This window comes from Pseudomonas sp. Y39-6 (assembly GCF_023651955.1).
Classification (GTDB): Bacteria; Pseudomonadota; Gammaproteobacteria; order Pseudomonadales; family Pseudomonadaceae; genus Aquipseudomonas; species Aquipseudomonas veronii.
In genome coordinates, this window is record NZ_CP069594.1 from 6,669,271 (window position 1) to 6,683,950 (window position 14,680).

The 14,680-nt window shown below is 62.4% G+C and carries 14 protein-coding genes and 2 pseudogenes; 5 read left to right on the top strand and 11 right to left on the bottom strand.

All coding sequences use genetic code 11. From position 1 onward, the window contains the following. Positions 1–23: 23 nt before the first annotated feature. Complete coding sequence (locus JN756_RS30480; RefSeq protein WP_046381723.1) at positions 24–518, top strand: transporter substrate-binding domain-containing protein; 495 nt, start codon at positions 24–26, stop codon at positions 516–518. Between the two features lies 1 nt (position 519). Here the strand turns inward: JN756_RS30480 and JN756_RS30485 are convergent, their stop codons facing one another. Together JN756_RS30485 and JN756_RS30490 are read right to left on the bottom strand one after the other, a co-directional pair. After that, the gene (locus tag JN756_RS30485; RefSeq protein WP_201021629.1) at positions 520–1,020 is read right to left on the bottom strand and encodes a 2-thiouracil desulfurase family protein; all 501 of its coding nucleotides are present in this window, start codon (positions 1,018–1,020) and stop codon (positions 520–522) included. A 2-nt stretch (positions 1,021–1,022) separates the two neighbouring features. After that, entirely contained in the window at positions 1,023–1,655 is a 633-nt protein-coding gene (locus JN756_RS30490) for a 2OG-Fe(II) oxygenase (RefSeq protein WP_201022330.1), read from the bottom strand. Between the two features lie 131 nt (positions 1,656–1,786). Here JN756_RS30490 and JN756_RS30495 point away from each other — a divergent pair, with 131 nt between their 5' ends. Beyond that, positions 1,787–2,539 (top strand): DUF2059 domain-containing protein, encoded by a 753-nt coding sequence (locus JN756_RS30495; RefSeq protein ID WP_017845071.1) that lies wholly within the window; start codon positions 1,787–1,789, stop codon positions 2,537–2,539. Between the two features lie 105 nt (positions 2,540–2,644). On the opposite strand, the gene bipL is transcribed toward JN756_RS30495, so the two are convergent. Beyond that, a complete protein-coding gene (gene bipL, locus JN756_RS30500; RefSeq protein ID WP_046381721.1) occupies positions 2,645–3,586 on the bottom strand; it encodes a phospholipase BipL in 942 nt (313 codons plus the stop codon). A gap of 111 nt (positions 3,587–3,697) precedes the next feature. Here bipL and JN756_RS30505 point away from each other — a divergent pair, with 111 nt between their 5' ends. After that, positions 3,698–4,273: a DUF6436 domain-containing protein gene (locus JN756_RS30505; RefSeq protein WP_046381720.1), complete on the top strand. Its 576-nt coding sequence runs from the start codon at positions 3,698–3,700 to the stop codon at positions 4,271–4,273. 31 nt (positions 4,274–4,304) lie between these two features. Further along, positions 4,305–6,659, top strand: coding sequence for a penicillin acylase family protein (locus JN756_RS30510; RefSeq protein WP_201021630.1), 2,355 nt, complete (start codon positions 4,305–4,307; stop codon positions 6,657–6,659). Between the two features lie 54 nt (positions 6,660–6,713). Here the strand turns inward: JN756_RS30510 and JN756_RS30515 are convergent, their stop codons facing one another. Next, the gene (locus tag JN756_RS30515) at positions 6,714–7,679 is read right to left on the bottom strand and encodes a GlxA family transcriptional regulator (RefSeq protein WP_201021631.1); all 966 of its coding nucleotides are present in this window, start codon (positions 7,677–7,679) and stop codon (positions 6,714–6,716) included. Between the two features lie 250 nt (positions 7,680–7,929). On the opposite strand from JN756_RS30515, the gene JN756_RS30520 reads away from it, so the two are divergent. Beyond that, the gene (locus JN756_RS30520) at positions 7,930–8,571 is read left to right on the top strand and encodes an HD domain-containing protein (protein WP_108524846.1); all 642 of its coding nucleotides are present in this window, start codon (positions 7,930–7,932) and stop codon (positions 8,569–8,571) included. 181 nt (positions 8,572–8,752) lie between these two features. Here the strand turns inward: JN756_RS30520 and JN756_RS30525 are convergent. The 7 genes and pseudogenes from JN756_RS30525 to JN756_RS30555 all read right to left on the bottom strand — a co-directional run. Beyond that, positions 8,753–8,854 (bottom strand): annotated as a pseudogene (locus JN756_RS30525) (putrescine ABC transporter permease PotI); the annotation flags it as partial. Between the two features lie 127 nt (positions 8,855–8,981). Next, positions 8,982–9,083: pseudogene (locus JN756_RS30530) on the bottom strand (putrescine ABC transporter permease PotI); the annotation flags it as partial. A 136-nt stretch (positions 9,084–9,219) separates the two neighbouring features. Beyond that, positions 9,220–10,104, bottom strand: a complete 885-nt coding sequence (locus tag JN756_RS30535) for an ABC transporter permease subunit (RefSeq protein WP_015886412.1) — start codon at positions 10,102–10,104, stop codon at positions 9,220–9,222. Further along, a complete protein-coding gene (locus JN756_RS30540; RefSeq protein WP_046381716.1) occupies positions 10,101–11,021 on the bottom strand; it encodes an ABC transporter permease subunit in 921 nt (306 codons plus the stop codon). The genes JN756_RS30535 and JN756_RS30540 overlap by 4 nt, the downstream gene beginning before the upstream one ends. Further along, positions 11,018–12,160 carry an ABC transporter ATP-binding protein gene (locus tag JN756_RS30545; RefSeq protein WP_017845078.1) on the bottom strand — a complete coding sequence of 381 codons (1,143 nt, stop codon included), beginning with the start codon at positions 12,158–12,160 and terminating at the stop codon, positions 11,018–11,020. The genes JN756_RS30540 and JN756_RS30545 overlap by 4 nt, the downstream gene beginning before the upstream one ends. Positions 12,161–12,227: 67 nt before the next feature. Then, the gene (locus tag JN756_RS30550; protein ID WP_017845079.1) at positions 12,228–13,322 is read right to left on the bottom strand and encodes a polyamine ABC transporter substrate-binding protein; all 1,095 of its coding nucleotides are present in this window, start codon (positions 13,320–13,322) and stop codon (positions 12,228–12,230) included. 239 nt (positions 13,323–13,561) lie between these two features. Continuing rightward, positions 13,562–14,656 (bottom strand): polyamine ABC transporter substrate-binding protein, encoded by a 1,095-nt coding sequence (locus JN756_RS30555; RefSeq protein ID WP_046385153.1) that lies wholly within the window; start codon positions 14,654–14,656, stop codon positions 13,562–13,564. Positions 14,657–14,680: the final 24 nt, after the last annotated feature.

Here is a 14,680-nt window from a genome sequence, read left to right on the forward strand (position 1 = left end):
ATTCGAATTATTTAGGAGTGACCATGCGCTTTTCGCCTGGCCTGTTACTGCTGCTTCCTCTGATGAGCCCCTTGGCTCACGCCGAATTGATTGATGATGTGTTTGACCGCGGTGAACTGCGCATCGCCCTCGAGGCCAATACCCCGCCCTTCAACTTCAAGGACGGCGAGAAACTCACCGGTTTTGAAGTGGAACTCGGTGAACAACTGGCCAAAGAGATGGATGTGCGCCCCTCGTTCATCACCACCGACGACAGCGACATGCTGCCCGGCGTGGCAAGCGGCAAGTACGACGTGGCCATCAACCATATCGCTATGACTGCCGAGTTGCAGGATCAGTTCGATTTCAGTGAGCCTTATCGCGACAAGCCGGCGCTGGCCATTCCGTTCCAGAAGGGCAACCCGGCGTTCAAGGCGAGCCTGGACAATGCGCTGCAACGGGTGAAAGCCGATGGCCGGTTGAAGGCGCTGGGGCAGAAGTGGCTCGAAAGCGACACGGCGGAAGTCAAAGCACAGTAAATCAAAATGTGGGAGGGCTTGGGAGACGGGCCAGGGCTTGCGCCGCCTCAAGCAACTCCAACTCACTGAACACCAGCACCCCATGGCGCTTGAGCAGCGCCGCCGTGACGCCTTCGCCGCTCACCTTCACACCGCTGAAAGTGCCGTCATAGGTCAGCACATTGCCACAGGACGGGCTATTGGCCTTGAGCACGGCGATACGGATATTGTGGCGCTGCACCAGCGCCAACGTCTGGCGGGCGCCGTCGAGGAAGGCGGCGCTGAAGTCCTCGCCCGCGGCGGTCAGCACCTGGGCGCGGCCCTCCCACACGTCGATACCCTGCCCGCCAGGAATCTCGGCGGAAGGCCTGGGCGTGGGCAAACCGCCCGCCACTTCCGGGCAGATCGCAACCACGCGGCCTTCGGCCTGCCATGCCGCCAGTTGATCGAACGGCCCGCTGGCGCCGCCGTCATAGCGCACTTTGTGCCCGAGCAGGCAGCGGCTGACGAGAATTTTTTCCATGCTTAAAACGGCTCGTTACCGCGCCGACGAAACCAGCCGGTCAGCGACAGGCGCTCGCGGGTAGCAGGCAGCACTTCGTGGGGCACTTCGCCGGACAGGAACACCACCAGGCAACCCCCGCTGGGCACCACGTCGAGTTCGACGCCGTCCTTGAGGTACATGCGCAACTGGCCGCCGTGTTCCGGCAGCCACTCGTCGTTCAAGTAGATCACCGCCGAGACCGTGCGCCGGTCGTCGTCGCGAAACCGGTCCAGGTGCCTGAGGTAAAACGCCCCCGGCGGGTACATCGCGAAATGGCTTTCGAAATCTTCCAGGCCGAGGAACAAGCTGCGGTTTATCGCCAGGCGCAGGCTGTCCATCACCGCCATATAGCGGTCGCAGACGACGGCGTCGCCCTCCTCCAGCCACTGGATATGGTCGCCACGAATACCCTCGCGAATCTCCTGGGCCGGCCCGCGCCCGACCGCCGCCGGGGCCAGCTCACCTTCAGCCGCACGTTTACGGCACTCAGCCGCCAGTTCCAGGGTCAGAGCCTGGGGCAGGAAGCCGTTTTGCTGCGACCAACCCTTTTCGGCCAGGTCGTCGACAATGCGTTGCAGCAATGGGTGATCGTGGGATATTTGCATGGCGCGCATAGTATCCATACGCCTGTGAATCCGACAGAGCCGCTGAGCGTCTGAACGCACTTTAGTCAGGTGACTGATAGGACTTCTCGACAAATCCTACGCCCGACACGGACAATAGTGGCCGACTGACAGGAGTCCATATGCGTCGTTTGTTTTTTTCCTTGCTGATGTTCTGCGTTTTGCCCGCTTGGGCAGACGGCCATGACCAGTTGTACAAGGTCGCCGGCTGGGCCGAACAACGCGCGCATTTCAATGACGCCCTCAGTGCCGCCCAGCAACGCTACCGCAACAGCCTGCCGCCGGCGGTGTACCAGGCGCTGGTCGACAACAGCAACAAGCGCTTCGCCGCCCAGGCCGTGGACCGGCGCGCCGAAGCCCAGCTGCGCAAGCACCTGGCGGACCCGGCACCGGCCCTGGCGTTTTTCCAGTCGCCACTGGGGCGCAAGATTGTCGCTGCCGAACTGCTGGCCACCCGCCGCGACCAGCTGGCAAAAAATGCCCAAGGCCTGCCGCACATCGAAGCCGACGCCACCCGCAGCCTGATCATCGGCCACCTGGCCCAGGCCCTGCCCGCCCGCGAAGCCGGCGCCGAAGTCAGCCTGGCGATCGCCGGCGTGGCGGCCGACAGCTTGAGCCAGATGATCCCCGGCCTGTTGGGCGGCGGCCAGGCCCAGGGCATGCTGGATGGACAACGCGAACGGCTGATGCAACAGATCGGCAATGACCTGAACAACACGTTGCTGTACGTCTATCGGGATTTGTCCGACCCGGAACTGGAAGAATTCGCTACGTTTGCCGAGTCGCCGCAGGGTAAGGCGTATTACCAGGCGGCGCTTGCCGCCGTTCGCGCAGGGCTGGCGGTCGGCCAAAGCACCTCAAGCCTGGCGCAGTAACAAAATGTGGGAGGGGGCTTGCCCCCGATGGCGGTGGGTCAGTATCAGATGTGCTGACTGACACCCTGCTATCGGGGGCAAGCCCCCTCCCACATTTGGTCCGCGTTATTTCAGGTGGTCGGTGAGGTACTTGAAGTATTCCTGGCGAATCTCCGGGATCTCATTGGCCAAGTGATGCCGGCCGCGCTTGAGCATCAACACCTCAGGCTGATCGAACTTGCCCCGCAGCACCTGCAGGTTGTGCTGCCAATCCACCGTCATATCCTCTTCGCCCTGCACAATCAGCGGCCGCCGCGGGCTGCGCGGTGCGGCTTCGATTTGCCTGATCCAGCGCGCCAGTGCCCCGACCCAGGCGGTCGGCAATTGGCGCGGCTGCAAGGGGTCGGCTTCGAGGAACGGCTTGAAGGCCGGGTCATTGGTGTTTTCGCTGAACCGTCGGGCGATGCCTTTGACGAACGGCCGCAGCAGGTAATAGCTGACCTGCGACCAGCCCCACCCACGCGGACGCACCAAGGGTGAAAGCAGAAAAGTCTTACCCTGGGCCGGGCTGTCGGCGCCATGGTTGAGCAAGTGATCCACCACCACCGCACCGCCGGTGCTTTGCCCGAACAGGTGCCAGGGCCGTGGCAGGTGCAGCGCTTCGGCCTGGGCGAACAGCGCCTGCACCACGTCCTGGTACACCGCAAAATCATCGATACTGGCCCGCGCGCCGCTGGACAAGCCATGGCCCGGCAGGTCGCAGGCGATCACCACGAAACCCTGGTCCAGCGCCCAGTCGACGACGTGGCGGTACAGCCCCATATGGTCGTAGAACCCGTGGAACATGAACATCGTCGCCACCGGCACCGGCGGCCACCACACCTGGGCGACCACCGCGAACCCATCGACCTCGAACCGGCCAAGGCGGCTCACCGCCGGCACCTGGCGCGCCCGCAGGTCCAGCCCATAGAAGCGCTGATAGACCCGCGCCTCGGCGCTGAGTGGCTGCGCATCCACCAGGGGCCGCAAGCTGTCGCGCAGGTGATCGGGGTCAAAGGTGACGGGCATAAGAGGTTCCAGACTTGGGGCTTCACGCGCTGCGCAGAGGAATATCGAGCTGCGATATTCATCTGTCGGGGCAAGCATGGCAAGCTACGCGTCCTTCGAGGATTGATCTGAATGCGACAGCCCTACCGCACCACCCTGTTCGCCAGCCTGCTGCTGATCCTCTGCGCCGGCGTGTTATGGGCGGCGTATGACTGGTTCCAAGGCCGCTACCTGCGTGCCTTCAGCGAACACACGGCGGTGTTTTCCGGCGACGCGCTGCGCCTGCCCGACGACCTCGCCGGCCCCGGCCCGATCCGCCTCGTGCATTTCTGGGACCCGGCCTGCCCGTGCAACGTCGGCAACCAGCAGCACCTCGGCGAATTGATCGAGCACTACGCGCCCCAGGGCGTCGAGTTCTACGCCCTGCAGAAACCCGGCAGCCACGGCCAGTTGCCCGACAACCTGCGCCAGATGAAAATCCTCAGCAGCCTGCCCGGCGCCGATCAGATACCCGCGACCCCGGCCGTGGCGATCTGGGACCGCAGCGGCAAGCTCGCGTATTTCGGGCCCTACAGCGAAGGGCTGACGTGCAACGCCAGCAACAGTTTTATCGAGCCGATCCTCAAGGCCCTTGCAGCAGGCCGCGCAGTGAATGCCACTCACACCCTGGCGGTGGGCTGCTATTGTTCGTGGCCAACCGGTTCGTAGCCCGTCGCCCCACTCTTGGTAAGGAATGTTCATGAAGCGCCTCTTGCAGGTTCTCGCGGTGCTGCTGGCGCTGGTCGCCGTCGGTGCCGGCTGGTACGTCTACAGCAAGCAACCCACCCGCCAGGGCGCCGTAACGCTGGCGAACCTGCAAGGCTCGGTCACGGTGCGCTACGACGAGCGTGGCGTGCCGCATATCCGCGCCGAGAACGAGACCGACCTGTACCGCGCCCTGGGCTATGTGCATGCCCAGGACCGGCTGTTCCAGATGGAAATCATGCGACGCCTGGCGCGCGGCGAATTGGCCGAAGTGCTCGGCCCCAAGCTGCTGGACACCGACAAACTGTTCCGCAGCCTGCGCATTCGCGAGCGCTCCGCCACTTATGTGGCGCAGTTGGACCACGAGTCGGCGCACTGGAAGGCCCTGCAAGCCTATCTGGACGGGATCAACCAGTATCAGGACAACCACGCCAGCCCGATGGAGTTCGATGTGCTGGGCATCCCCAAGCGGCCGTTTACCGCCGAGGACACCATCAGCGTCGCCGGGTATATGGCCTACAGCTTTGCTGCGGCGTTTCGTACCGAACCATTGCTGACCTATGTACGCGACCAGTTGGGCAGCGATTACCTGAACGTGTTCGACCTCGCCTGGCAACCCAAGGGCGCGCTCAACCTGGCCGCCAGCGACTGGCAAAACCTCGGCGCCATCGCGGCCCTGAGTGAACAGGCCCTGGCCGACAACGGCTTGCCGCAGTTCGAAGGCAGCAACGCCTGGGCGATCAGCGGCAGCCGCACCCAGAGCGGCAAGCCGTTGCTGGCGGGTGACCCGCATATCCGCTTCTCGGTGCCGTCGGTGTGGTACGAGGCGCAGCTGTCGGCGCCGGGCTTTGAGTTGTACGGCTATCACAACGCGCTGGTGCCGGTGGCGTTCCTGGGGCACAACCTGGATTTCGGCTGGAGCCTGACCATGTTCCAGAACGACGACCTCGACCTGATCGCCGAGCAGGTCAATCCGGACAACGCCAACCAGGTCTGGTACCACGGCCAATGGGTCGACATGACCCGCAGCGAGCAACAGATCGCGGTCAAGGGCCAGGCACCGGTCACCTTGACCCTGCGCCAATCGCCCCACGGCCCGATCATCAATGACGTGCTCGGCGAGAACGCCGGCAAGACGCCGATCGCGATGTGGTGGGCGTTCCTCGACACCCAGAACCCGATCCTCGAAGGGTTCTACCAGCTCAACCGCGCCGACACCCTGGCCAAGGCCCGTGCCGCGGCAGCCAAGGTGTCGGCGCCGGGGCTGAACATTGTGTGGGCGAATGCCCAGGGCGATATCGGCTGGTGGGCGGCGGCGCAGTTGCCGATCCGCCCGGCCGGCGTCAACCCCGGGTTTATCCTCGACGGCAGCACGGCCCAGGCCGACAAGCTGGGCTTCTACCCGTTCAGCGCCAACCCCCAGGAAGAAAACCCGGCGCGTGGCTATGTGGTGTCGGCCAATGCACAGCCGGTGTCGCCCAGCGGCATGGAGATCCCCGGCTATTACAACCTGGCCGACCGTGGCCAGCAGTTGAACGCGCAGTTGAGCGACAAGCGCGTGAAGTGGGACGTGAACAACAGCCAGGCCCTGCAACTGGGCACCACCACCGCCTTCGGCCCGCGCCTGCTGGCACCGCTGTTGCCGGTGCTGCGCGAGGTGGTCAAAGACCCGGCGCAGTTGCAGCTGGTGGAGCAACTGGCGGCCTGGAAAGGCGATTATCCGCTGGACTCCACCAGCGCCACGCTGTTCAACCAGTTCCTGTTCAACCTGGCTGACGCGGCCTTCCACCCGAAACTCGGCGACGCCATGTTCAAGACCCTGCTCAGCACGCGGGTGATCGATGCGGCGTTGCCCCGCCTGGCCGCGAGCCCGGATTCGCCCTGGTGGAACGGCAAGCGTGCCGACACCGTCAAGCTCGCCTGGGACAACAGCCTCGCGCACCTCAAGGCGACCTTCGGCGATGACCCGGGCCAATGGCAGTGGGGCAAGGCCCATACGCTGACCCACGGCCACCCGCTGGGTTCGCAGAAACCGCTGGACCGGCTCGTCAACGTCGGCCCCTTCCCCGCGCCGGGCAGCCACGAAGTGCCGAACAACCAGTCAGCCAATATCGGCCCGGCACCATGGCCGGTGACCTACGGCCCGTCGACCCGGCGCCTGATCGACTTCGCCGACGTGCCCCACGCGCTGACCATCAACCCGGTGGGGCAAAGCGGTGTGCCGTTCGACAAGCACTATGGGGACCAGGCGGAAACGTATATCGAGGGCGGCTACGAGCAGGCGCATTTCAGCGATGAGGAAGTCACGGCCAATACGCGCGGTACGCTGAAGCTGCTGCCTGCCCGCTGACCGCCTGGAACGCGGTCAAAATGTGGGAGGGGGCTTGTATCTGCGGTGTTGCACCTACACCGGTGCGGCGAAGTTGAGCCGGAACTGTTGCGGCGTCACCCCCAGTCGGCGGTTGAACACACTGCGCATGTGCTGGGCATCGCGAAACCCGCATTGATAGGCCACGGTCTTGAGCGGTGCGCGGCTGCTTTCGAGCATCACCCGCGCCGCATCCACCCGCGCCCGCTCGACGAACTCCGCCGGGGTGATCCGCGCTTCACGGGCGAACACCCGGGAGAAGTTGCGCGCACTCATATTGGCCGCGTTGGCCAGGTCCGCGATGGTCAGGTCGCCGGTCAGGTTCGCCAGCACATACACCTGCACCAGCGCCACCGCCGAGGTGGTTTCGGCGTGGGGCGTGAGGAACGGGCTGAACTGCGACTGCCCGCCCGCACGCTGGGTGAACACCACCAAGCGCTTGGCCACGCTCAACGCCACTTCCGGCCCGTGGTCCTGGGCCAGCAGGTACAGCGACAGGTCGATCCCCGCCGTGACCCCGGCCGAGGTGTAGAGGTTGCCGTCCTGCATATAGAGACGGTCGGCCTCGACCCGGGCGCTGGGGCACAACCGCACCAGGTCGGCGGCATCGCCCCAATGGGTGGTGACGGTTTTCCCGTCGAGCAGGCCGGCGCGGGCCAGTATGAAAGCGCCGTTGCAAATCGAACCGAAGCGCTGCGCCCGCGCCGCGGCCCCGCGCAGCCAATCATCGAAGTGCGCGCCGAAATCCTCGAAAGGCAACTGCGGCCCGCCGGCGACCAGAAGCAGGTCATAGGCTTGCAACGCTTCGCGGTAATGCCGATGGGCCTGCAACGACAGGCCGTTGGAACAGGCCATATTGCCGTGGTCCAGGCCGATCACGTCCAACTGGTACTGATCGTCGGGCGACAGGAAACGGTTCGCTTCGCAGAACACATCCAGCGGGCCGGTCACGTCCAGTGACTGGACGCCGGGGAAAATCAGAATGCCGACGGTCTTGCTCATGAACAGGCACACCTTTACCTAACCGGATAAACACAGAACCCTTGTGGGAGGGGGCAAACGCCCTTCCACCTTTGGATTTTCGCAGGCTTCAAGGGCGATATCGCCAGCTACACCCTAGCCGACTTTCACTTGGCACGATGTAGCAGCACATTGGCCGACATCGCACCCTCGCTGCGATAGCCCCTTCCCCGGCGCGCGACCAGACTGGCTGCCTCGGCGCCACCCCGGCGCTTTCTTGCGGAGAACGACCATGAGCACCAGCATCGCCGGCATCAAGATCCCGGACAGCGCCCTGGCCAGGGCCACCACCGACTACATCCGCGATATCGAATCCGACCTGCTCTACCACCACTCGCGCCGGGTGTTTCTGTTCGGTGCGTTGAGCGGTGAGCGCAAGCAACTGGCCTATAACCCGGAGCTGCTTTACGTCGGCGCGATGTTCCATGACCTGGGCCTGGTCGAAGGCCATCGCAGCGACGACCAGCGTTTCGAAGTCGACGGTGCCAACGCGGCGGCGGACTTCCTCAAGCCGCATGGGCTGAGCGATGACGACATCGAACAGGTGTGGCTGTCCATCGCACTGCACACCACGCCGGGCGTGCCACAGCATCTGCGGCCGACCGTGGCGCTGGTCACCGCCGGCGTCGAGATGGACGTACTGGGCATGGACTACGCCGCATTTACCCCCGTGCAGCGCGAAGCCGTGGTGCATGCACATCCACGCGGTGAAGGGTTCAAGGAATGCATCATCTGCGCGTTCGCCGACGGCTTGCGCCATCGCCCGCTGACCACGTTCGGCAACGTGAAGACCGATGTGCTGGTGGATCAGGAGCCGGGGTTCAAGCCGATGAACTTTGTCGAGGTGATTCGCCAGTCGCCGTGGACGGCCTGATCAACCTGGAATGCGGTCAAAATGTGGGAGGGGGCTTGCCCCCGATGGCGGTGGATCAGTCACAGCTTCAGTGACTGACACTCTGCTATCGGGGGCAAGCCCCCTCCCACATTTGCACCGTGCCGGCCATTAGACCGGCGCAGGCGCCCGACGCTTGTCCGGCTGCTGCCAGCCATCGGCTGGCCGCTTCTTCGATCGACAGGTCCAGCTCGCGCAAGCGCGCCGACACCACCACCGCCACATACGCCGCGCAGAACGTGGTGTGGGCGATCCAGATGGTGACGGCCTGATCAACCTGGAATGCGGTCAAAATGTGGGAGGGGGCAAGCCCCCTCCCACATTTGCACCGTGTCGGCCATTAGACCGGCGCAGGCGCCCGACGCTTGTCCGGCTGCTGCCAGCCATCGGCTGGCCGCTTCTTCGATCGACAGGTCCAGCTCGCGCAAGCGCGCCGACACCACCACCGCCACATACGCCGCGCAGAACGTGGTGTGGGTGATCCAAATGTGGACGGCCTGATCAACCTGGAACGCGGTCAAAATGTGGGAGGGGGCTTGCCCCCGATGGCGGTGGATCAGTCACAGCTTCAGTGACTGACACTCTGCTATCGGGGGCAAGCCCCCTCCCACATTTGCACCGTGTCGGCCATTAGACCGGTGCAGGCGCCCGACGCTTGTCCGGCTGCTGCCAGCCATCGGCGGCCGCTTCTTCGATCGCTTGCTGGATCGCCTTCTTGCGCATCTCTTCGGCACGTCGGCTGAAGAACCACACCAGGAAAGTCACCAACGACACCGCCAGCAGAATCAGGCTGGCCACGGCGTTGATCTCCGGTTTGACCCCCAGGCGCACCGCCGAGAAGACTTCCATCGGCAACGTGGTCGAACCCGGGCCCGACACGAAGCTGGCGAGTACCAGGTCATCGAGGGACAGCGCGAAGGACATCATCCCACCCGCCGCCAACGACGGCGCGATCATCGGGATGGTGATCAGGAAGAACACCTTCCACGGCCGCGCGCCCAGGTCCATCGCCGCTTCTTCGATCGACAGGTCCAGCTCGCGCAAGCGCGCCGACACCACCACCGCCACATACGCCGCACAGAACGTGGTGTGAGCGATCCAGATGGTGACAATGCCACGCTCCTGGGGCCAACCGATCATCTGCGCCATCGCCACGAACAGCAGCAACAGCGACAGACCGGTGATCACCTCGGGCATGACCAACGGCGCGGTCACCAGGCCGCCGAACAGCGTGCGGCCCTTGAACTGGCTGATGCGCGTCAGCACGAACGCCGCCAATGTACCCAGCGCCACGGCCGCGACGGCCGTGTAGCAGGCGATTTCCAGGGAACGCGCCACCGAGCCCATCAACTGGGTGTTGTCCAGCAGGCCCACGTACCACTTGATCGACCAACCGCCCCACACCGTCACCAGCTTGGATTCGTTGAACGAGTAGATCACCAGGATCAGCATCGGCAGGTAGATGAACAACAACCCCGCCACCAGCATGAAGCTTGAGAAACTGACGCGCTTCATATCTTGCCCTCCATCTCTTTGGCTTGGCTGCGGTTGAACAGGATGATCGGCACGATCAGGATCGCCAGCATCACCACCGCCAGGGCAGAAGCCACCGGCCAGTCACGGTTGTTGAAGAATTCTTGCCACAACACTTTACCGATCATCAGGGTTTCCGGGCCGCCGAGCAGTTCCGGGATCACGAACTCGCCCACCACCGGGATGAAGACCAGCATGCAACCGGCGATGATGCCGTTCTTGGACAGCGGCACGGTGATCTTCCAGAAGCTGTTGAAGGTGCTCGAACCCAGGTCCGAGGCAGCTTCCAGCAGGCTCTGGTCGTGTTTCACCAGGTTGGCGTACAGCGGCAGGATCATGAACGGCAGGTACGAATAGACCACGCCGATATACACCGCGATGTTGGTGTTGAGGATCTGCAGCGGCTCGTTGATCAGCCCGATGGACATCAGGAAGCTGTTGAGCAAGCCGTTGTTGCTGAGGATGCCCATCCACGCGTACACGCGGATCAGGATCGCGGTCCAGGTCGGCATCATGATCAGCAGCACGAGGACGGTCTGCATCTCTTTGCGCGCACTGGCAATCGCATAGGCCATCGGGTAGCCGATCACCAGGCACAGCAGGGTGCTGAAGAACGCCATCTTCAGCGAGCCCAGGTACGCGGCGATGTACAACTCATCGTCGCCGAGCATCGCGTAGTTGGCCAGGTTCAGCACCAGTTGCAGCTTCTGCTCAACGAAGGTGTAGATCTCGGTGTAAGGCGGGATCGCCACGTCGGCTTCGGCAAAGCTGATCTTCAGGACGATGAAGAACGGCAGCATGAAGAACAGGAACAGCCAGAGGAAAGGGATCCCGATGACCACATGCCGGCCACCGGGGGTTATTCGTTGCAGCTGGCGCTTGAATTTTTTCATGTTCATGAGCGAAGTACCACGCCGCTGTCGTCTTCCCACCACACGTACACCTGATCACCCCAGGTTGGGCGCTGGCCACGGCGTTCGGCGTTGGCGACGAAGGATTGCACGAGCTTGCCGCTCGGCAACTCGACGTAGAACACCGAGTGGCCGCCGAGGTAGGCGATGTCGTGGACTTTGCCGCTGGACCAGTTGTGCTCGCAGGTCGGCATTTGAGTGGTGACCAGCAGTTTTTCCGGGCGGATGGCGTAGGTCACCGACTTGTCTTCCACCGAAGTGGCGATGCCGTAGCCAACGTAGATGTCGCGGTCCAGGTCCGGGCACTTGAGCACTGCGTGGCCTTCAGCGTCGTCGACCACCTGGGTGTCGAAGATGTTGACGTTGCCGATGAACTCGCACACCAGGCGGCTGGTCGGCGTCTCGTAGATGTCGACCGGGCTGCCGATCTGCGCGATCCAGCCCAGGTGCATGATCGCGATGCGCTCGGCCATGGTCATGGCCTCTTCCTGGTCGTGGGTCACCATCACGCAGGTCACGCCGACGCGCTCGATGATTTCCACCAGTTCCAGTTGCATCTGCGAACGCAGTTTCTTGTCCAGCGCCCCCATCGGCTCATCGAGCAGCAGCAGTTTCGGGCGCTTGGCCAGGGAACGGGCCAGGGCCACACGCTGGCGCTGGCCACCGGACAACTGGTGTGGCTTGCGCTTGGCGTACTGGCTCATCTGCACCAGCTTGAGCATCTCGGCCACGCGGGCGTCGACTTCGGCCTTGGGGATCTTGTCCTGTTGCAGGCCAAACGCGATGTTCTGCGCCACGGTCATGTGCGGGAACAGCGCGTAGGACTGGAACATCATGTTGATCGGCCGCTCGTAGGGCGGCATGTCGGTGATGTCCACACCGTCGAGGTAGATGCGACCCTCGGTTGGGCGCTCGAAACCTGCGAGCATGCGCAACAAGGTGGATTTGCCCGAACCCGAACCGCCGAGCAAGGCGAAGATCTCGCCTTTCTTGATTTCCAGGGACACATCGTCCACGGCAATCGTCTCGTCGAACTTCTTCGTGACCCGGTCGATTTTGACCAGCACCTTTTTCGGTGTCTGGTCGCCCTCGAGGGCTTTCTTATAGGCGCCGGAGGCAACTGCCATTTACGAAACTCCCAAAAAAAAAGAGTGCAGTTCGCCCGACGCGGGCGAACCCAGGATAGTTTGAGCCTTACTTGCCCGTCTTGACCTTGGTCCAGCTACGGGTCATTAAACGCTGCACTTTCGGGGGTAGCTCGAAGTTGACAAATGTCCGGTCGAGAACCGCCTGCGGTGGGTAAACCGCTTCGTCGGTGCGTATCGATTGCTCCATCAGTGCGTCCGCCCCTGGGTTAGGGTTGGCATAACCGACGTAATCACTGACCTGAGCGATAACCTCAGGTTGCAGTAAATAGTTGATGAAGGCGTGGGCTTCTTTAACGTTGGTCGCGTCCTTGGGGATCGCCAGCACGTCAAACCACAGGTTGCCGCCTTCTTTCGGAATCGCATAGGCGATGTTCACGCCCTTGCCCGCCTCGGCTGCGCGGGCCTTGGCCTGGAACACATCGCCGGAGAACCCGGCCGCCACGCAGATGTTGCCGTTGGCCAGGTCGGAGATGTATTTGGAAGAATGGAAGTAGGTCACATAAGGCCGCACTTTCAGCAGTTTCGCTTCGGCCTTCTTGTAGTCTTCGGGGTTCTCGCTGTTGGGGTTCAGGCCCATGTAGTTGAGCACCGCCGGCAGCATTTCATCTGCCGAGTCCATGAAGGACACGCCGCACGTCGCGAGCTTCTTCATGTTTTCCGGCTCGAACAGCACGGCCCAGGAGTCGATCTTGTCGACGCCCAGCACTTCTTTGACTTTATCGACGTTGTAACCGATGCCGTTGGTGCCCCACAGGTACGGCACGGCGTATTGGTTGCCCGGGTCGTTCTTTTCCAGGCGCTTGAGCAGCGCCGGGTCGAGGTTGGCGTAGTGAGTCAGCAACGACTTGTCGAGCTTCTGGAACGCCCCGGCCTTGATCTGTTTGCCAAGGAAGTGATTGGACGGCACCACCACGTCGTAACCGGTACGTCCGGCCAGCAACTTGCCTTCCAGGGTTTCGTTGGAATCAAACACGTCATACACAGGCTTGATACCGGAGGCCTTTTCAAAGTTGGCCAGGGTGTCGGGGCCGATGTAGTCCGACCAGTTATAAACATGCACAGTCGATGCGGCCTGCACGCTGACAGCCAGCGTGATACCTGCACCTACCAGCAAGGCTTGGCGAAATAAAGAAAATGGCAAGTGGAGGTCCTCTTAAATAGTTGGGCCCAAAGTTGTTGCCCGGCAACAAAACCGGCGCGCAACTTACCCTCGATAAACCGATCCGGCAAAACTTTCTGTCATTTAATTACTGTACGGCTGCCGCTCTTTGTAGGAGCGAGCTTGCTCGCGAAGAACTCACAGGCAACGCGGGCGACCAGAGGCGCTGCGTTATCGTTGACGATTTTCGCGAGCAAGCTCGCTCCTACAGGTTTCCTCGCTTATTTGCCCGATTTGATTTTGGTCCAGCTACGGGTCATTTCACGCTGAGTCGCTGCCGGCAAGTCGGCAATGGCATACAGCTTGGCTTGCACGTCCGCTGGCGGGTAGATGCCTGGGTCGCTGGTGATGTCTTTGTCGACCAATGCGGTGGCTTTCTCGTTACCGTTCGGGAAACGCACGCTGTTGGTGATCGCAGCCATGACTTTCGGCTCGAGCAGGTAGTTCATGAACTTGTAGGCCGCTTCGACGTTTTCGGCATCTTTAGGGATGGCGACCATGTCATAGAAACTGCCGGCGCCTTCCTTCGGAATGTCATACGCCACTTTGACCTTGCCACCGGCTTCAGCCGCGCGGGATTTGGCCTGCTGGATGTCACCCGAGTAACCCACGGCTACGCAGATGTTGCCGTTGGCCAGGTCGGAGATGTACTTGGACGAGTGGAAGTAGCCGATCGAAGGACGGATCTTCAGGAACAGGTCTTCAGCTTGCTTGAGGTCGGCTTTCTTCTGGCTGTCGGTCGGCAGGCCCAGGTAATGCAGCGCGATCGGCAGCATTTCGGTTGGCGAATCGAGGAAGCTCACACCGCAGCTCTTGAGCTTGGCGATGTTTTCCGGCTTGAGCAGGATGTCCCACGAATCGATCTTGTCGACGCCCAGCGCGGCCTTGACCTTCTCCGGGTTGTAACCGATGCCGATCGAACCCCACATGTACGGGAAAGCGTGCTTGTTGTCCGGGTCGCTGACCGACACGGCCTTGAGCAGCGACGTGTTCAGGTTTTCGTAGTTGGACAGCTTGGACTTGTCCAGCTCCTGGTAGACGCCGGCCTTGATCTGCTTGGCGAGGAAGTTGTTCGACGGTACGACGATGTCGTAACCGGACTTGCCTGCCAGCAACTTGGCTTCAAGGGTCTCGTTGCTGTCGAATACGTCGTACACCACTTTGATGCCCGACTCTTTTTCAAAGTTGGCGATGGTGTCCGGAGCAATGTAGTCGGACCAGTTATAGACGTGCAGCACTTTATCGTCTGCCTGGGCCGCGCCCGCCATTGCGCCCATCAGGGACAACGCGAGGAGGGTCTTGCCAGCGTTCTTCAAACCTAATGCCTTCATTTGGTGATG